General features: G+C 61.7%; 19 protein-coding genes and 1 other RNA gene. 14 read left to right on the top strand and 6 right to left on the bottom strand.

The genetic code is table 11. The features are described from left to right. The first annotated feature begins 19 nt into the window (after positions 1-19). The 5 genes from AC1P02_RS14030 to emrD all read left to right on the top strand — a co-directional run bounded on the left by AC1P02_RS14030 (position 20) and on the right by emrD (position 6,238). Positions 20-1,549: an ABC transporter substrate-binding protein gene (locus tag AC1P02_RS14030; RefSeq protein ID WP_485182486.1), complete on the top strand. Its 1,530-nt coding sequence runs from the start codon at positions 20-22 to the stop codon at positions 1,547-1,549. Next, the gene (locus AC1P02_RS14035; protein WP_485182487.1) at positions 1,546-2,508 is read left to right on the top strand and encodes an ABC transporter permease; all 963 of its coding nucleotides are present in this window, start codon (positions 1,546-1,548) and stop codon (positions 2,506-2,508) included. Before AC1P02_RS14030 ends, AC1P02_RS14035 begins: the two co-directional genes overlap by 4 nt. 2 nt (positions 2,509-2,510) lie before the next feature. Next, complete coding sequence (locus tag AC1P02_RS14040) at positions 2,511-3,317, top strand: ABC transporter permease (protein WP_485182488.1); 807 nt, start codon at positions 2,511-2,513, stop codon at positions 3,315-3,317. Then, entirely contained in the window at positions 3,314-4,747 is a 1,434-nt protein-coding gene (locus AC1P02_RS14045) for an ABC transporter ATP-binding protein (protein ID WP_485182489.1), read from the top strand. The genes AC1P02_RS14040 and AC1P02_RS14045 overlap by 4 nt, the downstream gene beginning before the upstream one ends. A gap of 291 nt (positions 4,748-5,038) precedes the next feature. Beyond that, a complete protein-coding gene (gene emrD / locus AC1P02_RS14050; RefSeq protein WP_058394721.1) occupies positions 5,039-6,238 on the top strand; it encodes a multidrug efflux MFS transporter EmrD in 1,200 nt (399 codons plus the stop codon). 54 nt (positions 6,239-6,292) lie between these two features. On the opposite strand, the gene AC1P02_RS14055 is transcribed toward emrD, so the two are convergent. Next, the gene (locus tag AC1P02_RS14055; RefSeq protein WP_485182490.1) at positions 6,293-7,201 is read right to left on the bottom strand and encodes a LysR family transcriptional regulator; all 909 of its coding nucleotides are present in this window, start codon (positions 7,199-7,201) and stop codon (positions 6,293-6,295) included. 162 nt (positions 7,202-7,363) lie between these two features. Between AC1P02_RS14055 and AC1P02_RS14060 the strand changes: the two genes are divergently transcribed. After that, on the top strand, positions 7,364-8,170 hold the full coding sequence (locus tag AC1P02_RS14060) for a formate dehydrogenase accessory sulfurtransferase FdhD (protein ID WP_236091728.1): 807 nt from the start codon (positions 7,364-7,366) through the stop codon (positions 8,168-8,170). Continuing rightward, positions 8,157-10,448 (top strand): FdhF/YdeP family oxidoreductase, encoded by a 2,292-nt coding sequence (locus tag AC1P02_RS14065; RefSeq protein WP_485182491.1) that lies wholly within the window; start codon positions 8,157-8,159, stop codon positions 10,446-10,448. The genes AC1P02_RS14060 and AC1P02_RS14065 overlap by 14 nt, the downstream gene beginning before the upstream one ends. Positions 10,449-10,528: 80 nt before the next feature. Here the strand turns inward: AC1P02_RS14065 and ssrS are convergent. Further along, positions 10,529-10,711: non-coding RNA, 6S RNA (gene ssrS, locus AC1P02_RS14070), on the bottom strand. 16 nt (positions 10,712-10,727) lie between these two features. Then, entirely contained in the window at positions 10,728-11,060 is a 333-nt protein-coding gene (gene zapA / locus AC1P02_RS14075) for a cell division protein ZapA (protein ID WP_485182492.1), read from the bottom strand. Between the two features lie 173 nt (positions 11,061-11,233). On the opposite strand from zapA, the gene AC1P02_RS14080 reads away from it, so the two are divergent. The 6 genes from AC1P02_RS14080 (at position 11,234) to gcvP (ending at position 19,767) form a co-directional block, all read left to right on the top strand. After that, positions 11,234-11,803, top strand: a complete 570-nt coding sequence (locus tag AC1P02_RS14080; protein ID WP_017411397.1) for a UPF0149 family protein — start codon at positions 11,234-11,236, stop codon at positions 11,801-11,803. Between the two features lie 229 nt (positions 11,804-12,032). After that, on the top strand, positions 12,033-13,256 hold the full coding sequence (gene ubiH / locus AC1P02_RS14085) for a 2-octaprenyl-6-methoxyphenyl hydroxylase (RefSeq protein ID WP_485182493.1): 1,224 nt from the start codon (positions 12,033-12,035) through the stop codon (positions 13,254-13,256). 102 nt (positions 13,257-13,358) lie between these two features. After that, positions 13,359-14,594, top strand: coding sequence for an FAD-dependent 2-octaprenylphenol hydroxylase (locus AC1P02_RS14090; protein WP_485185457.1), 1,236 nt, complete (start codon positions 13,359-13,361; stop codon positions 14,592-14,594). A 415-nt stretch (positions 14,595-15,009) separates the two neighbouring features. Beyond that, positions 15,010-16,107 carry a glycine cleavage system aminomethyltransferase GcvT gene (gene gcvT / locus AC1P02_RS14095; RefSeq protein WP_485182494.1) on the top strand — a complete coding sequence of 366 codons (1,098 nt, stop codon included), beginning with the start codon at positions 15,010-15,012 and terminating at the stop codon, positions 16,105-16,107. A gap of 90 nt (positions 16,108-16,197) precedes the next feature. After that, the gene (gcvH, locus tag AC1P02_RS14100) at positions 16,198-16,587 is read left to right on the top strand and encodes a glycine cleavage system protein GcvH (RefSeq protein ID WP_005310365.1); all 390 of its coding nucleotides are present in this window, start codon (positions 16,198-16,200) and stop codon (positions 16,585-16,587) included. Positions 16,588-16,890: 303 nt separating this feature from the next. Further along, entirely contained in the window at positions 16,891-19,767 is a 2,877-nt protein-coding gene (gene gcvP / locus AC1P02_RS14105) for an aminomethyl-transferring glycine dehydrogenase (protein WP_485182495.1), read from the top strand. A 127-nt stretch (positions 19,768-19,894) separates the two neighbouring features. On the opposite strand, the gene AC1P02_RS14110 is transcribed toward gcvP, so the two are convergent. Further along, positions 19,895-20,140: a hypothetical protein gene (locus tag AC1P02_RS14110; protein WP_485182496.1), complete on the bottom strand. Its 246-nt coding sequence runs from the start codon at positions 20,138-20,140 to the stop codon at positions 19,895-19,897. 130 nt (positions 20,141-20,270) lie between these two features. Between AC1P02_RS14110 and AC1P02_RS14115 the strand changes: the two genes are divergently transcribed. Beyond that, positions 20,271-21,554, top strand: coding sequence for an MFS transporter (locus AC1P02_RS14115; protein WP_485182497.1), 1,284 nt, complete (start codon positions 20,271-20,273; stop codon positions 21,552-21,554). A 71-nt stretch (positions 21,555-21,625) separates the two neighbouring features. On the opposite strand, the gene ahpF is transcribed toward AC1P02_RS14115, so the two are convergent. Both ahpF and ahpC read right to left on the bottom strand, forming a co-directional pair. Continuing rightward, positions 21,626-23,218 (bottom strand): alkyl hydroperoxide reductase subunit F, encoded by a 1,593-nt coding sequence (gene ahpF / locus AC1P02_RS14120; protein WP_113720347.1) that lies wholly within the window; start codon positions 23,216-23,218, stop codon positions 21,626-21,628. A 111-nt stretch (positions 23,219-23,329) separates the two neighbouring features. Further along, complete coding sequence (gene ahpC, locus AC1P02_RS14125; RefSeq protein WP_005900002.1) at positions 23,330-23,896, bottom strand: alkyl hydroperoxide reductase subunit C; 567 nt, start codon at positions 23,894-23,896, stop codon at positions 23,330-23,332. Positions 23,897-24,282 lie beyond the last annotated feature (386 nt).

Below are 24,282 nucleotides of genomic sequence, written 5' to 3' on the forward strand. Positions count from 1 at the left end.
AATTATTCGGATGGAGACGATGACAAAAAAATACGCCTATTCAGGATGGTGTGCCCTGGCGTTGCTGGCAGGCATGAGTGCTGGTGCACATGGCAAGCCACTGACCATGGTGGGGCCATGGGAAATCCACAGTATCGACCCGGCCAGCAACGGTGTCTTTTTTACCCGTTTGCAGGTAGCGGAGACCCTGGTCGAAGTTGACAGTCAGGGAGGCTTGCAGCCGGGGCTGGCCAGTGATTGGTCCCGCTCAGAGGATGGTTTGCAGTGGCGATTCACGCTGCGCCCCCACGCCCATTTTCACGATGGCAGCAAGGTGAATGCCGAGCAGGCTGCGTTTGCGTTGCAACAGGCCTGGCGCAAACCAGGGGTACTGACCAGCGCACCGATTGTCGCCATTGAGGCCAAAGAGGGGACACTGCTTGTCACCCTTTCCCACCCCTTCGCCTCGCTGGCGGCTGTGCTGGCCCATCCCAGTACCCAGATCCTGGCCAGGGGGGCCTATGACGACAAGGGGGAGGTGACGCAGGTGATTGGATCCGGCCCCTATCGCATTACTCGTTTGCAGCAGCCTCAGCGGATCGAAACAGCGCGCTTTGACCGCTGGGATGGCCCTCAGGCCGCCATCGAGCAGGTCAGCTACCTGACGGTCGGCCGCGCCGAGAGCCGTACCCTGATGGCAGAGAGTGGTCAGGCCGATATCGCATGGGGGCTGGATCCGGTCAGCATACGCCGCTTGCAGCAGGCGCCCAGGGTGAGCATTGCCTCTGTGACCTTGCCACGCACCATACAGCTCAAACTCAATGGGGCCGATCCGCGCCTGAGCGATCCGGCCGTGCGGCGTGCGCTCAGTCTGGCCATCAACCGCAGCGGCATGGCGGCAGCCCTGCTGCGGGATCCCGAGATGGCGGCGACCCAGCTCTTTCCTCCCAGTCTGAAGGAATGGCATCAGCCCGGCTTGACACCGCTTGCCTATGACGTGCAGGCGGCGCAAGCGGCCTTTGCCGCGGCAGGCTGGCAGAAGGGGGCAGATGGCGTGCTGCACAAAGGGAAGGATCGCTTCACTCTGACCCTGCGTACCTTCCCGGATCGCCCCGAGTTGCCTCAGCTGGCGACGGCGTTGCAGGCACAGTGGAAAGAGGTTGGTGTCGAGCTCAAGGTGGCGGTGGGCAACTCGAGCGAGATCCCGGCAGGTCATCAGGATGGCTCGCTCCAGCTCGGCCTTTATGCCCGCAACTATGCGCTGGTGCCGGATCCGCTGGTGACCCTGCTGGGGGACCTGGCCCCGGCCGGTGCCGACTGGGGTGTAATGAACTGGCAATCCCCTGTACTGACAGCTCAACTGGCGCGGCTTGGTCGTGAAGCCTTGCCCACGCAAGAAGCCGCCATGCTGAGGCGCGACATCGCCGCTACCTTGCAACAGGAGTTGCCGCTGCTGCCCATTGCCTGGTATCGCCAGAGTGCAGCCGTCAGCCGCCAGCTCAAGGGTTTTGAACTGGATCCCCAAGAGCGCAGTTATTACCTGACCAGGCTGACTTGGGGTGCGCAATGACAGGCTTGCCCTTGTCTGCTGTCGTGGGCGTCCTGAGTCAGCGTCTGGTACAGGCACTGATGGTGGCGCTGCTGGTGGCCGGGCTCTGTTTTCTGATGGTGCAATCCCTGCCCGGGGATATCGCCTTTCGCATCGCCGCCGGTCGCTACGGCTATGACTATGTCACCGCAGAGGCGGCGAGCGCTGTGCGCCATGAGCTGGGGCTGGCCGAGTCGGCCCTGTCCCGCTTCGGCGACTGGCTGGCCGCCTTGCTCCAGGGGGATCTGGGCAGCTCGCTGGTCACCGGGGCTCCGGTCGTCGGTGAGATTGGTCATCATTTGGGGGCGACTTTGTCGCTGGCACTGGCCGCCGTTGTGCTGGCCTTGTTGCTGGCGCTGCCCCTTGGCAGCCTGAGCTCCTTGCATCCGGGGGGGCTCTGCGATCGGCTGACTCTGGCCTGGAGCGTACTGATGCGGGCACTGCCGCCCTTTCTGCTGGGTCTGGTGCTGATGGTGCTGCTCTCGGTGGAGCTGGGCTGGTTCAGTGCCGCCGGGCACGGGGAGGGGCACAACCTCTGGCTGCCCGCCCTTACCCTGGGGCTCGGCCTGTCCGGCGTGCTGGCCCGGGTCGTGCGAGAAAGCGTGCTCACTGTCGTGCAGTCCGATTATTACCGCTTTGCCCTCACCAAGGGGCTGTCGCCAGTACGGGTATTTCTGCGCCACGGGTTGCGCAATACCGGAGTCAGCGTCATTGCCTACACCAGCGTACAGCTGGTGCTCCTGATTGAAGGTGTGGTGGTGGTCGAGAGTCTGTTTGCCTGGCCCGGCATCGGCCATGCGCTGGTGCATGCCATCTTCTGGCGCGACGTGCCCATGGTGCAGGGCACAGTGCTGGTGCTGGCTGCGCTGTTTGTGCTGCTCAACACCCTGACCGATCTGCTCTGCCTCGCCATTGATCCTCGCGGTCCCAAGGAGTCTTGATCATGTATCTCTCATTGAAAGCCGGTGCGAGCCTGCTCCTGCTGGTGGTGCTGTTTGCCTTGCTGGCACCGCTCATCTGGCCCGATCCTGCCGCCCAGGATCTGGTCAACTTTCTGGCCGACCCTTCCTGGCAGGAGCCCCTCGGGCGAGATCAGCTGGGGCGCAGCCTGATGGCGCGGCTGGCCGCTGCTACCCGCTTGTCGCTGCTGCTGGGGATCCTGTGCGTCATGACGGCCGCCCTGCTCGGTTCTTTGCTGGGGTGGCTCTCGGCCTGGCGCGGTGGCTGGGCAGACGGGCTGCTGCGCAGCCTGGCCGACGGTGTGCTGGCCCTGCCCAGTCTGCTGCTGGTGCTGTTGTTCTCCGCCATGGCTCAGGGCGGCTTTGCCATCCTCTATCTCGGTTTGGCCATGGCGCAGTGGGTGGAATACTACCGGGTGGTGCGGGCCCGCAGTCGCACCTTGCTCGTGTCCCCCCAGGTGGAGGCGTCCCGTCTGCTCGGTTTTGGCAACGGCTACATAGTGCGCCGCCACCTCTTGCCCGAGCTGGCCCCCCAGTTGCGGACCATGATGGCGTTCGGTCTGGCGGGGGCCATTCTGACCCTCTCCACCCTGGGCTTTGTCGGGGTGGGCATTCAGCCCCCCACCCCTGAGCTGGGGCTGATGATGACGGAGGCGTTGCCGCACTATCAGGAGGCACCCCGTTTGCTGTTGGCCCCCATCATGGTGATGGGCTTGATGCTGCTGGCACTGGTGCTGCTCAACCAGAAGGCAGTGCCCCATCCCCGTTCTTCACAAGGAGCCAGGTCATGACTGCTATTCACATCAAGGGCGTGCAGGTTGGCGATGGCAAGCAGACCCTGCTGCAAGCGCTGGACTTGACCCTGACTCCCGGCAGTGCCCTGACCCTGGTGGGGGAGAGTGGCTCGGGCAAATCCCTGCTGGCCCATGCCCTGATGGGCACGCTGCCTGCACCGCTAATTGGGCAAGGCCAGCTTGAGGTTGCCAGTCATCACTACGACCTGGCCGAGCCCCATCGACTGCGTGCCCTGTGGGGGCGGGAGCTGGCGATGTTGCCGCAAGAGCCTGTGATGGCGCTCGACCCTACCATGGGGCTGCTGCACCAAGTGGAGGAGGGTTGGCTTGCGGGAGGTCAACAGGCCCGCTCGCGGGCGAGAGCCTCCCTCGAGCACCTGGGGCTTGCAGGGCGTGAGCGTCATTTCGCGCACCAGCTTTCCGGCGGCATGGCCCAGCGCGCCGCCTTTGCGGCCGCCACCCTGGGGCAGGCCCGACTGCTCATCGCCGACGAGCCCACCAAGGGGCTAGACAGTCTGGCCCGCGCCAGGCTGCAAGCGCTGCTGCTGGGCTATCTGGCGCAGGCTCGTCAGCTGTTGACCATCACCCACGACCTGACTCTGGCCCGGGCGCTGGGTGGCTGGGTGTTGGTGGTCAAGGGGGGCGAGATAGTGGAGCAAGGGCCCGCCGAGCGGGTGTTGCATCACCCGGCTCACGCCTACACCCGGGCCCTGCTGGCGGCAGAGCCGGCGGCCTGGCCCAGGAAAAGTGCACCGGCCACAGGCGACTGGTTGCTCAGGGGGGAGGGGCTGACCATGGGGTATGGTGAACAGACCCTGTTCCAGGGGCTCGATGTGCAACTGGCACAAGGGGAGCGGCTTGCCATCATGGCGCCGAGCGGTGCGGGCAAGAGCACCCTCGGCAATGTGCTGCTCGGTCTGCAGCGTCCCTTGCAGGGGCATGTGGTGCGCCGGGAAGGGGTCGCTCACCATCGCTGGCAGAAACTCTATCAGGATCCTGTGCAGGCGTTTGCCAGTCGGGTGCGCCTCGGGACCCTGTTTGACGATCTGCTGCGCCGCCATCGGTTATCTCGTCAGCGTCTCATCGATTATCTGGCGAGGCTGGGGCTCGATGAGGGCTTGCTGAGGCGTCTGCCGGGTCAGGTATCGGGGGGCGAGTTGCAGCGCCTGTCGCTGATCCGGGCCCTGTTGCTGCGCCCCGTACTGCTGTTTGCCGATGAGCCCACCTCCCGGCTCGATCCCCTCAGTCAGCAGCAGACCATGGCCTGCCTGTTGGAGGAGCAGGGAGAGATCGGCTGTGCCCTGCTGCTGGTGACCCATGACGAAGCCCTGGCCGACAAGGTGGGGGAACGCTGCCTGCGGCTGGGGATGACGGCAGGCACCCAAGATGAGGGGTTGGATGTTGCCCGCGTGCGGCGGACAGTATGATGACGAGGTCTGAAGGCATCTTGTCGATGATAACCCCTTGATTTGTGTCGCTGACGGGGTGAATAACCCCGTCACATTAGAAAAACTAGGGAAAGCTGATTATAAAGATTCGTTCGTTTTTCGTGATCTGAATCACTAAGATCACCCCAAGCCAAGGGAGTGTCCTGCTCCCGGCCGGTGCGGGTTCTCCGCCTTGTATTTTCACCTTTGATTGACTCTGTTTTTTTGGATCCCCTCTGCAGATTATCTGCCAGGGGAGCGGCAGCTTTTGATGATTTGCGGGACTGAGATATGTATCGGCACAGTTTTTATCCTCTGTTTTTTCTGACCATTCTCATGGTCGCTGTGGGCCAGATGACCCAGACCCTGTATGTGCCCTCCATTCCCATGATGGCGGGGGACTTCAACGTGGCCTCCGGCCAGTTGCAGGCGGTAATGGCCTGTTACCTGATCCCGTACGGGCTCTCCCAGTTTGTCTATGGTCCGCTGTCGGATCGCATCGGCCGTCGCCCTGTACTGCTTATCGGCATGATGGTGTTTCTGGTGGGGACACTGACCATTCAGTTGATCCCGAGCTTCACGGCCCTGCTGATCGGCAGCCTGATCCAGGGGCTGGGTACCGGTGCCGGTGGTGCCATGAGCCGGACCGTGATGCGCGACCGCTACAGCGGCGCCGAGCTCAACCGGGCCAACAGTCTGGTGAGCATGGGGGTGATCTTCTCCCCGCTGCTGGCCCCTGTGCTGGGCGGCTGGTTGACCGAGCTGTTCAACTGGCGTGCCGGCTACTGGTTCCTGTTTGGTTTTGGTGCCGTGACTACCCTGGCCCTGCTGGCCTGGTTTGGTGAAACCCTGCCGGTGGCGGCGCGTCAAGAGCGGCTGCGGGTCGGCGCAGCCTACCGCCATGTGCTGGGCAATCCACGCTTCCAGGGCAACCTGCTCTGCCTGATGGCGACCTTTGCAGGACTTGCCGTGTTTGAAGCGGCGGCAGGCGTGCTGCTGGGCGATGTGCTCAAACTGAGCGCCCGCACTGTCAGCGTATTGTTCGTGCTGCCGCTGCCCGGTTATCTGTTCGGTGCCTGGCTCTCTGCCAAGCTCAGTTTTCGCCTGAGCCAGGGCAAACTGATGCGCCTGGGCATCGCCTTCCTGGCGCTGGGGTCGCTCATCATACTGCTGCCGGGTCTGTTCGGGGTGGTGAGTGCCGCCTCTTTGGTGGGGGGCGCCGCTGTTTACTTCATCGGTAGCGGCATCCTCTATCCGACCGCGACTTCCTGCGCCATCGAACCCTTCCCGGGTCAGGCAGGGACGGCTGGCGCCATTCTTGGCGGGATGCAGAACCTGGGGGCGGGGATAGTCACTCTGCTGGCGGCTTGCTTCCCGATGGAGGGCCAGGTGACCCTGGGGGCCATCATGACGATCATGGTCCTGCTGGTAGCCCTGAGCTTTGCCTGGCTGCGCCACCATGGATCGCCCCACGAGCAGATGGCGACCTGATCCTGTCTGTGCTCCTTGCATAACGAAGAAGCCCGCCATTGGCGGGCTTCTTCGTTATTGCGCCCAGCCTATGGTGGCGTCTTCTGCCACCAGATCCAGAAAGGCCCTCATGGCGGGGGTGATGCTGTGCTGGCGAGTGAGGAAGACGGTGCTGCCGGCTTCGATCGGTTCTAGGGGATGACAGACCAGATCAGAGAGCTGGCTGGCGGAGTGGGCGAGGCCAGCGCTGACGATGGCCCAGCCCAGCTGGTGGCGCACCGCACTCACCAGATGGAACAGGGAGTCTGTCTCCAGCACCACATTCAGGTTTATCCGTGCGCGCTCGGCGGCGAGATCCAGGTATCGGCGAAACTGCATGGAGCGGCTTGGCAGCACCAGTGGCCGGGTTTGCAGACTGGCCAGGGTCATGGGCGCAGAGGAGGGGAGGGGCTCCGCCGCGCTGCGGTTCATCAATACTGCCATCCGGTTGTGACCTTGAGGGTAAAGGTTGAAGGCGTGCCTGCCGGGTTCACCGGGGGGCTCGTCAAACCCCAGACCTATGTCGCACTGATGCAGCGCCAGCTGTGACAGCAGGGCTTCGTTGCTCAGCACCGACAGGCGAATGACGATATCTGGGTAGCGCTGCTTGCACCTGGCAATGAGCGGCATGATGTCGACATTGGATTGGGGCACTATGCCGATGCGCAAGGTGCCCGACAGTTCGCCGTGAAACAGCGCCAGCTCCTGCTTGAGCGCCTCCTGTTCGAGCAGCATCCGCTCGGCGTACTGGCGCACCAGCTCGCCCGCCTCGGTGAGGGCGACGAACTGGCTGGTGCGCACCACCAGATCCGTGCCCAGGTTTTTTTCCAGTGCCGTGATGCTGGCCGACAGGGTCGGCTGGGTGATGTGGCAGGCTTTGGCGGCCTTGGCAAAATGCCGATGCCTGGCCAGTTCGTGGAAATAGTGCAGTTGCTTGATGTTCATGGCGGTATTACGAGGCGTCTGGCGGGGTGATGCTTAAAATTAATCAATTGAAAATTCATCGTCAATAGAGTGATTCTATCGGGAGATAGATTTAATTCATTGGTTTTGCCGGTGCGGCCTCTCTAAACTTGAATGCAGTTTGCATTTTTAGGCCAACCTTTCATGCCTGCATCCAACCCCATGGTTCAACCTGCCGTCCACCATGCCTTGCCTTCGCTGGATCATCTGGTGGAAGAGGTGGCGGTATCCATCAATATCAATGGCATCAACCATGCGGTGATGATGGCGACACCGGACGATCTCGACGATTTTGCCATAGGATTTCTGTTCTGCGAGTCGATCATCCGGCACAACCACGATGTGCACGATATCCGGGTATCCCCCGCTGAACATGGCTTTGTGCTGGATGTGACCATTGCCAATCGTTGTCTGGCGCCGCTACAGCAGCGTCGGCGCAGGCTGACTGGCGCCACCGGCTGCGGCATCTGCGGTGTGGAGGCCGTCGAGCAGGCGTTTCCCCCCTTGCCAGCTCTGCCGCTCACCCCACCCCTTGATGTCGCCTTGCTGGCCGAACTGCGCCCGCAGATCGCCCGCTGGCAGCTCAAAGGGCAACACTCCGGCGCCCTCCATGCGGCGCTGGCGCTGGATGAGCAGGGGCTGATCCTCCACTGCCGCGAAGATATAGGGCGCCACAATGCCCTCGACAAGCTGATCGGTCTCCTGTTGCGCCAACCACAGGCCTGCGACACCCTGGTGGTGACCAGTCGCTGCGGCAGCGAGCTGGTGCAAAAAGCAGCGCTGTTCGGCGCTCGCCACCTCGTTTGTCTGGCGTCCCCTAGCCAGCTGGCGGTCAGGCTGGCCCTCAAATACAACCTCAATGTCGTCCATATTCCCAAGTTTGATGCCCCGGTCAGCTACTCCAGCTATCGCCCGGCGGATCCCATCGGAGAGTGCCATGAGTCATATTGAAAAACCTGCCAAAGCAGGCGGTTTCTCGTCCCTGCAGTCCACCATGAAGCAAGTGTTGCGCAGCCAGAAGACCCGCCAGAACATCAAGAATCTGCTGCGGGTCAACCAGACCGATGGCTTCGACTGTCCGGGCTGCGCCTGGGGCGACAACGATCACGGCGCCTTCCAGTTTTGCGAAAACGGCGCCAAGGCTGTGGCCTGGGAGTCTACCGGCAAGACGGTGGGGGCCGCGTTTTTTGCGGCCCACTCGGTGCGCCAGCTGGCCACCCAGAGCGATTACTGGCTGGAGTATCAGGGGCGGCTGACCGAGCCCCTGCGCTACAATCCGGCGACCGATCACTATGAGCCGATAAGCTGGGACGACGCCTTTGCGCTGATCGCCGATACCCTCAAGGGGCTCGACAGCCCGGATGAGGTGGAGTTCTACACCTCGGGCCGCGCCAGTAACGAGGCTTCTTACCTTTATCAGCTGTTTGGCCGCCTGTTTGGCACCAACAACTTCCCCGACTGCTCCAACATGTGCCACGAGGCGAGCGGGGTGGCGCTGACTCAGTCGGTGGGCGTCGGTAAGGGCACTGTGGTGCTGGATGATTTTGACCGTGCCGAGGCGGTGTTCGTCTATGGCCAGAACCCGGGCACCAACCATCCGCGCATGATGAATGCCCTGCGCAAGGCGGCGCGCAACGGCTGCAAGATTGTCAGCTTCAACAACTTGAAAGAGGTGGCCCTCGAGCGCTTTGCCAGCCCGCAGAGCCCCCTTGAGCTGCTGACCCCGGCGGCCACCACCATCAGCCATCAATATCTGACGCCCAAACTGGGCGGCGACATGGCCGCCATCCGTGGCATGGCCAAGTACGTGCTGGAAGAGGCGCCCGAGGTGGTGGATCGCGACTTTATCGCCCGCCATACCCGCCACTTTGACGAGTACGAGGCGCAGGTGCGCGCCACCGGCTGGGCCGAGATCGAACAGCAATCTGGCCTTTCTCGCGCCGAGATAGTGCAGGCGGCCCGCGTGTTTGCCGCCAGTCGCAGCGTCATCAGCTGCTGGGCCATGGGGCTGACCCAGCATCTGCACTCGGTCGACACCATCCGCGAGATAGTCAACCTGCACCTGATGCGTGGCCAGATGGGCAAGCCGGGGGCGGGGCTCTGTCCGGTACGGGGCCACAGCAACGTGCAGGGCAACCGCACCATGGGGATCAACGAGAAGCCGACCGCGTCCTTTATCGACCGGCTCGAGCGCCATCTGCAGGTGAGCCTGCCCAGGGCCCGTGGTCACAACGTCTATGAGGCGCTTAAGGCATTGCACGAGGGCAAGAGCAAGGTGCTCATCTGCCTGGGCGGCAACCTGGCCGCCGCAGCACCCGACACCGACTTCACCTACGGGGCCATGAAGAGGGCCGCGCTCAATGTGCAGATCAGCACCAAGCTCAACCGCAGCCACCTGCAGGTGGGCAAGGCGGCGCTGATCCTGCCCTGTCTGGGTCGTACCGAGCTCGATATCCAGCGTACCGGCAACCAGAAGATCACGGTGGAGGATACCTTCAGCATGGTGCACGCCTCGACCGGTACGGCCGAGCCTGTGTCGCCGCTCTGCTTGTCAGAGACCGACATAGTGGCGCGGATGGCTCACGCTACCCTTGGCAGCGAGCGGGTCGATTGGTTGGCGCTGCGCGATGACTATGGCCGCATTCGCGATCTCATCGAGCAGACCATCGCAGGTTTCACCGATTTCAATGCCCGCATCCAGCAGCCGTGTGGCTTTCATCTGGACAACGCCGCGGCGCAACTGAGGTGGAATACCGCCAGCGGCAGCGCCGAGTTTCGCGCCAGCACCCTGCCGCGCTCTGTGTTGCCGGAGTGTACCCGCCATGCCGAACAGATGAGCGATCAGCCGGTATTGCTGCTGCAAAGCCTGCGATCCCATGATCAGTACAACACCACCATCTACGGCATGGACGATCGCTATCGCGGCATCAAGGGCCAGCGCAACGTGGTGTTCATGAACGGGGCGGATGCCCGCCGTCTCGGTTTTGCCGAAGGGGATCGGGTCGATATGGCGGCCATCTGCAACGATGGGCGCGAGCGGATCGTGACCGGATTCAACGTGGTGATCTATGAGATCCCGCAGGGCAATATCGCGGCCTACTATCCCGAAACCAACCCGCTGGTGCCCATCGACAGTATCGGGGAGGGCTCGTTTACCCCCACCTCCAAGTCGATACCCGTGCTGGTGAGCTCCTCTCGTCAGCAGGAAAATCTGCTGCTGAGCAAATGAGATAGTGCTGCCGTGCCGGTTGCTGAGTGATCTTGAAGCAAAGAAAAAGCCCGTCATCGTGATGACGGGCTTTTTGCTGTTGGTACCCCGGAGATGCCGTTGCCGGTTTGGGCCCTTGAACCGTAGGTTCAAGGCGGGAATCGAATCTGACCGCAGGCTTCTCGGTCGTGCCGAGCATGCGCAATAGCCAGAAGGCCGATCCCCTGTTGGGTATGATTATCGGCTCGGGGACTTGAACCGGCTGACGCACATCCCAGGGAATTTTAAAACGTTGCGCGATTAGGGCTGCTGGTCCTGTTCGCTGGATTCGCCATACTGTCCGTGTTCGATCAGCGCCGCTTCTATGGTGCGTTGCAGCATCTTGATCCGCTTGTCCATGGTCTCAGAGTATTGGTGATTCTTCTCTTTTTCAAGGCAGAGCTCATGGCAAAAATTGAGTGCTGCCATCACCGCCAGCTGTTCGTTGCTGGAGACCTTGGAGCGCTGACGCAGCTCTATGAGTTTGTCAGTCAGCTGGTCGGCGGCCTGGCGCAGGGCGTCCTGCTGTCCCAAGGGACAGGATACCTTGTAGGGACGTCCCAAAATGACGATTTCTACGGCCTCTGTGCTCATGCCTTCCTCAATACGGCGGTGCTGATTTCCGCCTTTATCCACGTGGACAACTGGGCGGGACTATATAGCGCAGATGCAGAAGTTTCAAGGCCTTGCTGGCTCTGGAAGGGGGAGAATGCTAGGATCCTGACCATTAATTCTGCATATTTGCCTGAACTTTGAGCGGATCTTCGATGAGCAAAACGAACCCCCTGAAATACACGGCCGTGGCCGACCTGATGGAACAGCATGAGCTGATGGCAACGGCGGTGGAGGCCCATGGCGTGATCTGCGGTCTCGTCTGCGGTGGCGTGGCACTGGATGACAAGAGCTGGTTGCCGCCTTTCAACGATCTGGTCAACGACGGTTTCGGCCTGCCAGCCCCGGTGCGCCAGGTGATGACAGATCTCTATCACGAGATAGTCGAGAGCCTGATGGCCCAGAAGGGTGTCGAGCTGCTGCTGCCAAGCGACGAGGCGCCGCTCGACGAGCGTATCGATTCGCTGGTGGATTGGTCCCAGGCATTCCTGGCCGGTTTTGGCGTGGCGCAGCAGGAGCTGTCCAAAGCGTCTGAAGAGTTGCAGGAGATGATCCAGGACATCGCCAGCATCACCCAGGTTTCTGCCGAGTTCGATCAGGAAGATGATGAAAATGAAGCCTCCTTCCTGGTGCTCTACGAGCATGTGCGCCTGGGGGTCATGATGACCTTCGAGGAGTTTGGCAAACGCCCGGATACCCCGATCGCACCGCCGACTTTGCATTGATTGGCCCTTGCGGTCGTCACTGCGACAGAAACAGCATAAAACAACGCAGAGCGCCCAGGTGGCGCTCTGCTTTTATCCGGCCTTTTTGCAGGTATCGGCTTGCCGACATAGTCCGGCAGGTTTTCGATTGCATCATGGCCGCCCCCCCGATTTTTGCCCGTGGCTTCGCATCCTGGCCCACTGCTTTGTGATAGCATGAGGCCACGTTTTAGCTTCTCCCTCTCATCTCATGTCTCAATCTGATCTGGTTCACGTCGATGTGGCTATCGTCGGCGGTGGAATGAGTGGCGCCGTGCTGGCGCTCTCCCTCGCAGCGCTACGAGGTGCTGACGACAAGCCCCTGCAGATCCTGCTGCTGGAGGCGAGCGCCCCCGAGCTCACGCTTCACCCTGGCTTCGATGCCCGTGCCATAGCGCTCTCTGCAGGCACCTGCGAGGCGCTTGCCCGCCACGGACTCTGGCCTCGCTTCGCCCCTCACTGCTCCCCCATCACCCAGGTCCATGTCTCGGATCGGGGCCATTGTGGTCAGGCCAGACTGTCGGCGACGGAATATGGTTTGCCCGCGCTCGGTCAGGTGATCGAGCTGTCGGCAGCAGGGCTTGAGCTGCAACAGGCGATCGCGGCCTGCCCGCAGATCCGGATGCAGTGCCCGGCCATGCTGGCCAGGGTCGAGCCGCTGGAAGAGGGGGTGGATTTACTGCTGGCCAGCGGTGAGCGTTACCAGACCCGACTGCTGGTGGCGGCCGATGGCGGCAACTCCTTCGTGCGCCAGCACTTCAAGATGGCGGTGACCCGCCACGACTTTGAGCAGAGCGCCATCATAGCTACCGTCAAGACGGCGCAGGATCCTGCCGGTCGGGCGTTCGAGCGCTTCACCGAGGGGGGCCCACTGGCCTTGTTGCCGATGCAGGAGGGGCTCTCCTCTCTGGTGTGGAGCGTCGGGCGGGATCAGGTGGATGAACTGATGGCGCTGGATGAGGCCGCCTTTCTCGCCCGGCTGCAACAGGCGTTTGGCTGGCGGCTGGGGCGCTTCGAGCGGGCCGGTCAGCGCCACGTTTATCCGCTGGTGCTGACGGCGGCTGACTATCCACTGGCCCAGCACACAGTGCTGGTGGGCAATGCCGCTCACCTGCTGCACCCTATCGCAGGGCAGGGCTTCAACCTCGGCATGCGCGACCTTGACCTGCTCACCCAGGCGGTTGCTCGTGCGCTTGCCGTGGGGGAGGACATCGGCAGTTTTGGCGTGCTGAACGGCTACTGGCAGCAACGCAAGGAGGATCAGGCCAAGACCATCTGGCTCACCTCTTCCCTGGCCCAGCTCTTCTCCAATAGTCATGAGCCCCTGGTGGCGGGCCGTAACCTCTTGCTCTCCCTGATGGGGCGGCTGGCTTGTCTCAAGGCGCCGCTGGCTTCCCGCACCCTGGGGTTTGTGGCCGACCTGTGCCGTAAATAATGTGTGCCGCCCATAGGTGGCAGCAAACCGCGTATTGAACGGGGTCGATGCCAATGGGCGTCCCCTGCTGACCCTGTCGGTCAGCCACGAAAGGAACAGATGATGCAGATGCAAAACGTGGATGTGGTGATTGTGGGAGGTGGCATGGTGGGCCTGGGGCTCGCCGCCGCACTCAAGGAGAGCGGCCTCAAGATTGCCATCGTGGAGGGGCAGTTGCCCGATCCTGCGCTTGGGGATGCGCCGGACAACCGGGTCAGTGCCCTGAGTCTGGCCAGCCAGCGCATCTTGCAGCAGGTTGGCGCCTGGGCCGGTATCGAGGAGCGCCGCCTGCAGCCCTACGAGAAGATGCAGGTGTGGGAGCAAGACAGCTTCGGCCAGATTGGTTTTGATGCCGCCAGCCTGCGCCAGGCGGCGCTCGGCCACATAGTCGAGAATCGGGTCATCCAGCTGGCGCTGCTGGAGGCGATCCTCGATGACAGTAACGGGGAGGCGAGCAACATCAGCCTGCTGAGCCCCGCCCGGGCAGCCAGCCTGCAAAGTGGCGAGGCGGGGTCGCTCCTGCTGCTGGACGATGGCCGCGCCCTGTCTGCCAAGCTGGTGGTGGCCGCCGATGGCGCCCACTCCTGGGTGCGCCGACAGGCCGATATTCCGCTCACCAGCTGGGATTACGGCCACCATGCCCTGGTGGCGACGGTACGCTGTGCCGAGCCCCATGAGGCGGTGGCCCGCCAGATCTTCACCCCGGATGGCCCGCTCGCCTTCCTGCCCCTGTGGCAACCCAACCTCTGCTCCATCGTCTGGTCCGTGCCCGCCACCCGGGCCGAGGCGCTGTGCGCCTGCGATGACGAACAGTTCAACCGCCAGCTCACCACCGCTTTCGATGGGCGGCTGGGATTGTGCAAGGTGGAAGGGGCGCGCAGCGCCATCCCGCTCACCGCCCGCTATGCCCGCGACTTCGCCCGCGAGCGGCTGGTACTGGTGGGGGATGCGGCCCATACCATACATCCGCTGGCGGGGCAGGGGGTCAACCTCGGCCTGCTGGATGCCGCCGCGCTGGCCGAGCAGATAGTGCAGAGTCAGCGTGCTGGCATTGATATCGGTCTGCTGGCCAACCTGCGCGGCTACGAGCGTTGGCGAAAGAGCGAGGCGGCCCGCATGCTGGCGGCGATGGAAGGGCTCAAGCGACTGTTCAGCGGGGCCAACCCCCTCAAGAAGCTGGTACGCGGGGTGGGATTGTGCGCCTTCGATGCGCTGGCGCCGCTCAAGCAGGGGGTGATCCGGGCGGCCATGGGGCTCGATGGTGAACTGCCCGCGCTGGCCAAGGGTGAAAAAATCTAATACTACTCAGGTTTTTTTACAACAAAACTAATGTGATGAGGCTGATGACCCATTTTGGGCATCAGCCTTTAATCTGGGTAGCAGGCGAAACGTTTTTCTTCAAATTGTGACGAAACGGTAAAAATCAAAATTTAATCTCGTGTGAGTCGCTGTTCGACTGTTTTTATCACTGTTTTTACCTTAGTGTCTGGGGTCTGTTTACTGGCGGTGGATTAGTTTTTTTTGAGCGGCGTGCTCGCCCTCTTGTCATATAATCCGCTGCGTTCAAGGAATCACTCTTGCCCCGCGGGGCTGGAACGAGCACAGACTCCGACTGTCTCTTCTCTTTCTGTTGCACAGGCGATTGACCGTACTGTTGGCTGTCAGAGGAAGGCGGATTGCGAGTGTTGTCGCGAACGCTTAAGGAAACACAGCGATGATCCAGACTACAGTACTGCATCCCAAGCACCTGGAAGCCGGCGCCAAAATGGTGGACTTCCACGGTTGGGAAATGCCCATCAACTACGGCTCCCAGCTGGAAGAGCACCACGCGGTGCGCACCGATGCCGGCATGTTCGACGTCTCCCACATGACCATAGTCGACTTGACCGGCGAACGGGTCAAAGCCTTCCTGCAACACCTGCTGGCCAACGACGTGGCCAAACTCACTGTCCCGGGCAAGGCCCTCTACAGCGGCATGCTCAACCCCGATGGCGGCGTCATCGATGACCTCATTACCTATTATCTGACCGATACCTTCTACCGTCTGGTGGTGAACTCCGCCACTCGCGAGAAGGATCTGGCCTGGATCCGCCACCACGCCATCGATTTTGCCGTGAGCGTGACCGAACGTCCCGTGCTCGCCATGATCGCGGTGCAGGGCCCCAACGCCAAGGCCAAGGCGGCCAAGGTATTCACCCCTGAGCAGAACGCGGCAGTGGAAGGCATGAAGCCCTTCTTCGGCGTGCAGGCAGGGGATCTCTTTATCGCCACCACAGGTTACACAGGTGAAGACGGTTATGAAATCGTGGTGCCGCAAGAGAAGGCGTGCGACCTGTGGCAGGCGCTGCTGGATAATGGCGTTGCCCCTTGCGGGCTGGGAGCGCGGGATACCCTGCGTCTCGAAGCCGGCATGAACCTCTACAGCCAGGATATGGACGAAAGCATCAGCCCGCTCGCCGCCAACATGGCCTGGACCCTGGCCTTCGAACCGGCCTCCCGCCAGTTTATCGGTCGCGCCGCGCTGGAAGCACAAAAAGCGGCGGGTACCCAGCCCAAGCAGGTCGGTCTGGTGATGGAAGAGAAGGGCGTACTGCGTGCCGGCATGCCAGTCACCTTCACCACCGCCAGCGGCGAGAAACGGGAAGGTGTGATCACCTCCGGCTCTTTCTCGCCGACCCTGGGTTACAGTATTGCCTTGGCGCGGGTGCCCCGCGATATCGGCGAGCAGGCCGAGGTGGAGATCCGCAAGAAGCTGGTCACCGTCAAGGTCACCAAGCCCGCTTTCGTGCGCAACGGCCAGAAACTGGTGTAACAGCCCCATTGCGGCGAAGGGGATCGCCTTCGCCAGTACCCCTTGTACCCCCTCCAGGTACAAGTGATCCAAGTGAATAAGGAAGCACAAATGAGCCATATCCCGAGCGAACTGAAATATGCCACCTCCCACGAGTGGATCCGTGTTGAAGCCAACGGCGAGGCCGTGGTCGGTATCACAGAGCACGCCCAGGATCTGCTGGGAGACATGGTATTTGTCGACCTGCCGGAAGTGGGCAAGCAAATTGGTGCCGGTGATGACTGCGCCGTGGCCGAGTCGGTCAAGGCCGCCTCTGACATCTACAGCCCTGTGAGTGGCGAGATTGTTGCCATCAACGAAGAGCTGGAAGGCAGCCCTGAGCTGGTCAACTCAGACCCCTACGGCGCTGGCTGGCTGTTCCGCATCAAGCTGGACGATGCGGGTGAGCTCGCCAACCTGCTGGATGCCGAAGGCTACCAGAACCTGGTGGACGAAGAGTAATGCCCCCGGGCCCTGCCAACACGGCAGGGCCCGTTTGTATGTCTGCCAGCCGGACCCGTTCCGGCCGGCATCAGGGTGAAGTCGCCCGCGCCCGCCGCTTGCAGGCATGGCCTGCCATCGGGCCAGTTTGTTTGTGCGCCAGGTTATGCGCAACAAGGTGACCCCCTGTCGATGCTGTCGCAGCATCCGGTACCGCACTGTGCACACTGCCTGCGGTATTCAGAACATGAGTGGAGTCGGTATCAGCCGGCTATCAGGAACATCAGGTCTTGGTTACCAGGACTTATTACCAGGAATAGGGAAATGACCCAGTCACTGTTTGAACTCGAACAAAAAACCGATTTCATCCGCCGCCACATAGGCCCGGGTGAGGAAGAGCTGCGTGTGCTGCTGGCCGAGGTGGGCGCCGAGAGTCTGGATGACCTGATTGAGCAGACGGTCCCCGCCGCCATTCGCCGTCCGGGCCCGCTTGGCATTGGTGCTTCCATGACCGAAGTGGAGGCACTGGCCAAGCTCAAGGGCTACGCCGCCCAGAACAAGATTGCCAAGAGCTACATCGGCATGGGTTATCACGATACCCATGTACCCCATGTCATCTTGCGCAACGTGCTGGAAAACCCGGGCTGGTATACCGCCTACACCCCGTATCAGCCTGAGCTGGCTCAGGGCCGCCTCGAAGCCCTGCTCAACTTCCAGCAGCTCACGCTGGACTTGACCGGCATGGATCTCGCCAGCGCCTCCCTGCTGGATGAAGCCACCGCCGCTGCCGAAGCCATGGCGCTGGCCAAGCGCATGGCCAAGTCCAAGTCTCATCTCTTCTTCGTGGCCGATGATGTGCATCCCCAGGTGATCGATGTGGTCAAGGAGCGTGCCGTGCACTTTGGCTTCGACGTGGCCGTCGGCCCTGCCAGCGAGGCGGTGAGCGAAGAGGTGTTCGGTGCCCTGTTCCAGTATCCCACCACCACGGGGGAAGTGAAGGATGTACGGGCACTGGTCGCCGCCGTGCAAGCCCAGAAGGGGCTGGCCTGCGTCAGTGCCGACCTGCTCTCCTTGCTGTTGCTCAAATCCCCAGGTGAACTGGGCGCCGACGTGGTGTTCGGCTCCGCCCAGCGCTTCGGCGTGCCCATGGGTTACGGTGGCCCTCACGCCGCCTTCTTCGCCACTCGCGATGCCTACAAACGCTCCATGCCGGGTCGCATCATAGGCGTTTCCAAGGACGCCCGCGGCAAGAGTGCCCTGCGTATGGCGATGCAGACCCGCGAGCAACATATCCGCCGCGAGAAAGCGAACTCGAACATCTGTACCGCCCAAGTGCTGCTGGCCAACATGGCGAGCTTCTACGCCGTCTACCACGGCCCCGTGGGGTTGAAAACCATCGCCTCCCGCGTGCACCGTCTCACCAGCATCCTGGCGCTGGGGCTTAAAACCAAGGGCGTGGCCCTTAAACACGCCAGCTGGTTCGATACGCTTACCGTACTGACGGGCGACAAGGTGGCACTGATCGCCAAGGCCGAAGGGCTGGGCATCAACCTGCGGGCCGATCTGGATGGTGCCGTGGGTGTGTCCCTCTCCGAGACTACTACCCGCGCCGATGTGGCCGAGCTGTTTGATCTCTTCCTCGGCAAGGGCCACGGCCTGGACGTGGAGGAGCTCGACAAGGCGGCCCAGACCCATCAGGGCATCCCGCAGGATCTGCTGCGCACCGACGCCGTGCTGACCCACGAGGTGTTCAACAAGTATCACTCCGAGACCGAGATGCTGCGTTACATCCACCGTCTCGAGGCGAAAGATCTGGCGCTCAACTACGCCATGATTTCCCTGGGTTCTTGCACCATGAAGCTCAACGCCACCGCCGAGATGATCCCGGTGACCTGGCCCGAGTTCGGCAAGCTGCACCCCTTCGCTCCGCTGGCCCAGGCCAAGGGCTACCAGCTGCTGCTGGCAGACCTCGAAGACTGGCTGGTGAAGGTGACAGGTTACGATGCGGTCTGCATGCAGCCCAACTCTGGCGCCCAGGGTGAATACGCAGGCTTGCTCGCCATCAAGAAGTACCACGAGTCCCGTGGCGACGGTCATCGCGATATCTGCCTCATACCGGCCTCTGCCCACGGCACCAACCCGGCCTCAGCCCAGATGGCGGGGCTGCGAGTCATCGTCACCGCGTGTGACAAGTCCGGCAACGTGGATCTCGACGACCTGCGCGCCAAGGCGGCTGAGGCGGGGGAGAAGCTTAGCTGTCTGATGGTGACCTACCCCTCCACCCACGGGGTGTACGAGGAGACCATCAAGGAGGTGTGCGACATCGTTCATCAGCACGGTGGTCAGGTCTACCTCGACGGTGCCAACATGAACGCCCAAGTGGGCCTCACGGCGCCGGGCTTTATCGGGGCGGACGTGTCCCACCTCAACCTGCACAAGACCTTCGCCATCCCTCACGGTGGTGGCGGTCCGGGCATGGGCCCCATCGGCGTGAAGAAACACCTGGCACCCTTTGTGGCCGGCCACGCCGTGGTCAAGACCGACAAGGAGAGCCGCAACAACGGCGCCGTGTCGGCTGCTCCGTTCGGCTCGGCCAGCATCCTGCCCATCAGCTGGATGTACATCGCCATGCTGGGCGACGAGGGGCTTAAAAAATCCACTCAGGTGGCCATCCTCAACGCCAACTATCTGGCCAAGAAGCTGGGTGAATCCTTCCCCGTGCTCTATTCCGGGCGCAACGGCCGGGTGGCTCACGAGTGCATCCTGGATATCCGTCCGCTGAAAGAGGCGTCCGGCATCAGCGAGATGGACGTGGCCAAGCGGCTGATGGACTACGGCTTCCACGCGCCGACCATGAGCTTCCCGGTGGCGGGCACCCTGATGGTCGAGCCGACCGAATCCGAATCCAAGCGCGAGCTGGATCGCTTCGTCGAGGCGATGACCGCCATCCGTGCCGAGATTGCCAAGGTGCAGGACGGTCACTGGAGCCTGACCGACAACCCGCTGGTCAACGCGCCCCATACCCAGGATGACGTGATGGATGCAGAGTGGTCGCGAGGCTACAGCCGGGCCGAGGCGGTCTTCCCGTCCGATGCAGTACGTGCAGCCAAGCTGTGGCCGTCAGTGAATCGCATCGACGATGTCTACGGCGATCGCAACCTGTTCTGCTCCTGCATCCCGACCGAGGATTACGCCAAGTAATAGCGGCGCAGAGTGAATGAGGGTTAGCTACCCGATAAAACCAAGGCCACCCCAGCGGGTGGCCTTGTTGTTTGTGGCGCATGTCTGACATGACATCACGCCGGAGTCTTCCCAGCCTCGGGTTGCGTCAGGACCTGGCCGGTGCAAGCAGGGCCAGGGCTTTGGCCAGGGTATCGACGGACGCCTGATGCTTGCCTGCCTTGTGCAGGGTTTCCCCTTCGGCGCGCAGCCTTTTCACCTCGGCCAGTTGCTCTGCACTGAGGGCCGGGCCTTTGGCGAGGGCGTCATCGATGCTCTTCATGTCTGCAGGGCAGTGAAAGGCGAGGGCGTTGCCGACAAAGAGCAGGCCGATCATCAACAGTTTGGTTTTCATATTTGTTACCTCAAGGAGGGGGCTCATCAAGGATAGCGCGCCCCTTGCAGGGCCGGTTGGGTTGATGTGGGCAGGAAGCAAGCGGTACCATGACTGTTTAGCTCATTAATGAGCCACACAGGGAGACCCAATGTCACTCACAAGGTTGTTGTCACCCTTGGCCAGTCTGGTGATTTTTATCCTGGGCCACGGCATGTTCAATACCCTGCTGACGGTGCGCCTCTCGGCCGAGCAGGTGTCGGTGCAAGCCATAGGCCTGGTGTCGGCTGCCTATTTTGGCGGTCTGGTGCTGGGCGCTTTCGTCAATGCGCGCCTCATTATCCGGGTGGGTCATATCCGGGCCTATGCGGCTTATGCCTCCCTGCTCTGTTTTCTGTTCCTGCTGCACGGCATGGTGGTGGAACCCGTCAGCTGGGCGGCGCTGCGGCTAGTGGGGGGCTTTGCCACCGGCGGTCTGTTCGTGGTGCTGGAGTCCTGGATGCTGGTCTCTAGTTCCCCGGCCAACCGGGGGCGGCTGATGTCGCTCTACATGATACTGCTCTACGGCTCACTGGCCATGGGCCAATTGGTGCTCAAGTGGGTGGATCCCATGGTGCTGACACCGTTTGCCCTGTGTGCCATGGCGGCCACCCTGTCGGTGGTGCCGCTTGCGCTCTCCCGGGTGGCCACACCGGCCATGGTGGTGCCGCAACCGGTCGGGGTGATTGAGCTGGTGCGGCTCACCCCGGCGGGCATGGGCAGCAGCTTCACCTCCGGTCTTATCCTCGGTGCCATCTACGGTCTGTTGCCGCTTTATTTTACCGACAGCGGGGCTTCGCTTTCGCGGGTGGCGGACATGATGGCGCTGGTGATCCTGGGGGGCATGTGCCTGCAGTATCCCATTGGCCGCATCTCTGATCGCTATGACCGGCGGCTGGTGATCCTGCTGCTCAGTGCCGTGCTGACCCTGCTCGCTTTGCTGATGGTGTTGTTGCCCGAGGATTGGCGCGAGCCGATCGCCGGCGTCCTGGTGTTCTTGCTGGGGGGGATGGCGTTCTCCATTTATCCCCTGAGCCTGAGCCATGCCTGCGATGAGCTGCGCCCGGATCAGGTGTTGGGCGCCAATCAGGGGTTGCTGCTCGCCTACAGTTTGGGTGCCATGATAGGACCATTGCTGGCGCCTTTTGTCATGATGCAGTTCGGGCCACAGGGGCTGTTTGTCTACTTTGCCCTGTGCGGCGCCCTGCTGACGGCGTATCTGGGCTGGCGCAAGCGGCAGCGGGCCCCCATTCCGCTGGCCGAGCATCAGGTGTTCATGCCGGTACCGCCCAATACCCCCATGACAGCGGAGCTGGAGCCGAGAACGGATCTGGAAGGGGAAGCTGTGCCTGCGACTTTTGCCACGCCCGAGGCGGAGGATGTGAAGGCCAACTAGCGCTTGGTGAATAACACGAATGAAAAAGCCGACTCCAGAGAGTCGGCTTTTTACTGGCACGAGGGCCATTATCAGGCGGTTACGGCATCAGCCTTGGCGGATGTTTCTGCCGCTTCCGGCGCCGCATTGCGGATGAGGTAATCAAATGCACCCAGCGCTGCGGTTGCACCGGCTCCCATGGAGATGATGATCTGCTTGAACGGCACTGTAGTGGCGTCACCGGCAGCATAGACACCAGGCAGGGAAGTGGCGCCCTTGGTGTCGATCTCGATCTCGCCGAAGCGGGTCAGTGCCACCTCGCTCCCCTTGAGGAACTCGGTGTTCGGCACCAGTCCGATCTGGACGAAGATGCCAGCCACCGCCAGGTGCTTGATTTCACCCGTGGTGCGATCTTCATAATCCATCCCCACCACCTTGCTGCCATCACCGATCACTTCGGTGGTGCGGGCGCTCATGATGATGTCGATGTTGCCCATGGAGCGGGCTTTCTTCTGCAGCACTTCGTCGGCGCGCAGGGTATCGGCAAATTCCACCACTGTGACGTGCTCGACGATGCCGGCGAGATCGATGGCTGCTTCGATACCGGAGTTACCACCACCGATCACTGCCACGCGCTTGCCCTTGAAGAAGGGACCGTCGCAGTGGGGGCAGTAGGCCACGCCCTTGGTGCGGTACTCGAGCTCGCCCGGCACGTTCAGGTCACGCCAGCGGGCACCGGTCGCCAGGATCACGGCGCGACTCTTGAGGGTGGCACCAGAGGCCAGCTCCACATTCACATAGCCGTCCTTGCTGATGGCGGCGGCACGCTGCTCGGTGATCACTTCCACACCGTACTGCTTGACGTGCTGCTCCAGGCTTGCGGCCAGCTTGGGACCTTCGGTGTAGGGCACGGAGATGAAGTTCTCGATCCCGACCGTGTCCATCACCTGACCACCAAAACGCTCTGCGACGATGGCGGTACGAATACCTTTACGGGCGGCATAGATGGCTGCTGCGGCACCAGCCGGGCCACCACCCACTACCAGCACGTCATAGGGGGCTTTTTCGCTCAGTTCGGCGGCCTTGCGATCGGCCGCACCGGTATCGAGCTTGGCAATGATCTCTTCCAGCGAGATACGGCCCTGGCTGAACGGCTGACCGTTCATGTAGACGTTCGGCACCGCCATGATCTGGCGCTCGTTCACTTCGTCCTGGAACAGGGCTCCGTCGATCATGGTGTGGGTGATACCGGGATTCAGGGTCGCCATCAGGTTCAGCGCCTGTACCACGTCCGGGCAGTTGTGGCAGGAGAGGGAGATATAGGTCTCGAAGTGAAACTCGCCCTTCAGCTGCTTGATCTGCTCCAGTACGGCCGGATCTGTCTTGGAAGGGTGGCCGCCGCTTTGCAGCAAGGCGAGCACCAGAGAGGTAAATTCATGACCCATGGGGATGCCGGCAAAATGAACGCGCGGGGCTTGGCCCTGTGGTGCAACGCTCATGGAAGGCTTGCGGGCATTACTGCCATCAGTCATGGCAATTTTTGGGGACATCTCGCTGATCTCGCGGGCCAATGCCAGCAGCTCTGCGGATTTGTCACTGTCGTTGCCGGACACGCTGATCTCGATGGGATTGACGATGTACTGCAGATAGGTGTTCAGCTGTTGTTTGAGGTTGGTATCCAACATCTTCGAATTCCTTCTTAATGATTGCGGGTCGGCGATGACTGGCCTGATGCTCCAAGAGGAGGCCAGAAAGCAGACCGGCCCTTGAATGGGCCGGTCTTGGAAGCGGGAGGCTTAGATTTTGCCTACCAGATCCAGGGACGGGGCCAGGGTGGCGTCGCCTTCTTTCCACTTGGCCGGGCACACTTCACCCGGGTGGGAAGCTACGTACTGGGCCGCTTTGACCTTGCGCAGCAGTTCCAGAGCGTCACGACCGATACCGCCAGCGTTGATCTCAACGATCTGGATGATGCCTTGCGGGTCGATAACGAAGGTGCCACGGTCAGCCAGGCCAGCTTCTTCGATCATGACGCCGAAGTTGCGGGTGATGGCGCCGGTCGGGTCACCAATCATCGGATACTGGATCTTCTGGATGGTGTCGGAAGTGTCATGCCACGCCTTGTGAGTGAAGTGGGTGTCGGTGGAGACGGAGTAGATCTCGACGCCCAGCTTCTGGAATTCGGCGTAGTTGTCAGCCAGGTCACCCAGCTCGGTCGGGCAAACGAAGGTGAAGTCAGCCGGGTAGAAGAACACCACGGACCACTTGCCTTTCAGGTCTGCGTCAGACACCTGAACGAACTTGCCATTGTGGTAGGCGGTGGCGTTGAACGGCTTGATTTCAGTGTTGATATAGGTAGACATGTATTAGCTCCTTGGTGATGTACATGTGCCTGTCTGGTATTGAAGAGTCTGTCCGGACCAGGCGTTTAACGTTCGATGGATTCATCATAGGGGCTTTTCTTAATCGATTAAAGCCGCAAAATTGAATCACTTCAATCTATCTATTAGATAACCTATCGCTGCTGTACCTAACATGAATATCTCTGGCGTACAGAGGTAACTCCTTGTCGAGGTTCAACATCTGTGCGGCACATCGGCTTTTCAAGGTCCGAATGGCTATTTGTTTTGTGAGGCGGCAGGACGGTGCAGTGGCGTGCTACGCAATGGGAGCAGGAAGGGCAAGGCCGGGCAGGATAGTGCAGATAAAAAAATCCCGGCGTTGTCGCTATGACAAGGCCGGGTCATCA

The organism is Aeromonas sp. TS_SC_11 (assembly GCF_057318915.1).

Coding starts and splice junctions, on each gene's coding strand:
- AC1P02_RS14055 (WP_485182490.1), bottom strand. CDS start 7,201: ATGAACATCAAGCAACTGCACTATTTCCACGAACTGGCCAGGCATCGG.
- AC1P02_RS14110 (WP_485182496.1), bottom strand. CDS start 20,140: ATGAAAACCAAACTGTTGATGATCGGCCTGCTCTTTGTCGGCAACGCC.
- AC1P02_RS14115 (WP_485182497.1), top strand. CDS start 20,271: ATGTCACTCACAAGGTTGTTGTCACCCTTGGCCAGTCTGGTGATTTTT.
- AC1P02_RS14045 (WP_485182489.1), top strand. CDS start 3,314: ATGACTGCTATTCACATCAAGGGCGTGCAGGTTGGCGATGGCAAGCAG.
- emrD (WP_058394721.1), top strand. CDS start 5,039: ATGTATCGGCACAGTTTTTATCCTCTGTTTTTTCTGACCATTCTCATG.
- AC1P02_RS14090 (WP_485185457.1), top strand. CDS start 13,359: ATGCAGATGCAAAACGTGGATGTGGTGATTGTGGGAGGTGGCATGGTG.
- AC1P02_RS14065 (WP_485182491.1), top strand. CDS start 8,157: ATGAGTCATATTGAAAAACCTGCCAAAGCAGGCGGTTTCTCGTCCCTG.
- gcvT (WP_485182494.1), top strand. CDS start 15,010: ATGATCCAGACTACAGTACTGCATCCCAAGCACCTGGAAGCCGGCGCC.
- ahpC (WP_005900002.1), bottom strand. CDS start 23,896: ATGTCTACCTATATCAACACTGAAATCAAGCCGTTCAACGCCACCGCC.
- AC1P02_RS14060 (WP_236091728.1), top strand. CDS start 7,364: ATGCCTGCATCCAACCCCATGGTTCAACCTGCCGTCCACCATGCCTTG.
- gcvP (WP_485182495.1), top strand. CDS start 16,891: ATGACCCAGTCACTGTTTGAACTCGAACAAAAAACCGATTTCATCCGC.
- AC1P02_RS14030 (WP_485182486.1), top strand. CDS start 20: ATGACAAAAAAATACGCCTATTCAGGATGGTGTGCCCTGGCGTTGCTG.
- zapA (WP_485182492.1), bottom strand. CDS start 11,060: ATGAGCACAGAGGCCGTAGAAATCGTCATTTTGGGACGTCCCTACAAG.
- AC1P02_RS14040 (WP_485182488.1), top strand. CDS start 2,511: ATGTATCTCTCATTGAAAGCCGGTGCGAGCCTGCTCCTGCTGGTGGTG.
- ubiH (WP_485182493.1), top strand. CDS start 12,033: ATGTCTCAATCTGATCTGGTTCACGTCGATGTGGCTATCGTCGGCGGT.
- ahpF (WP_113720347.1), bottom strand. CDS start 23,218: ATGTTGGATACCAACCTCAAACAACAGCTGAACACCTATCTGCAGTAC.
- AC1P02_RS14035 (WP_485182487.1), top strand. CDS start 1,546: ATGACAGGCTTGCCCTTGTCTGCTGTCGTGGGCGTCCTGAGTCAGCGT.
- AC1P02_RS14080 (WP_017411397.1), top strand. CDS start 11,234: ATGAGCAAAACGAACCCCCTGAAATACACGGCCGTGGCCGACCTGATG.
- gcvH (WP_005310365.1), top strand. CDS start 16,198: ATGAGCCATATCCCGAGCGAACTGAAATATGCCACCTCCCACGAGTGG.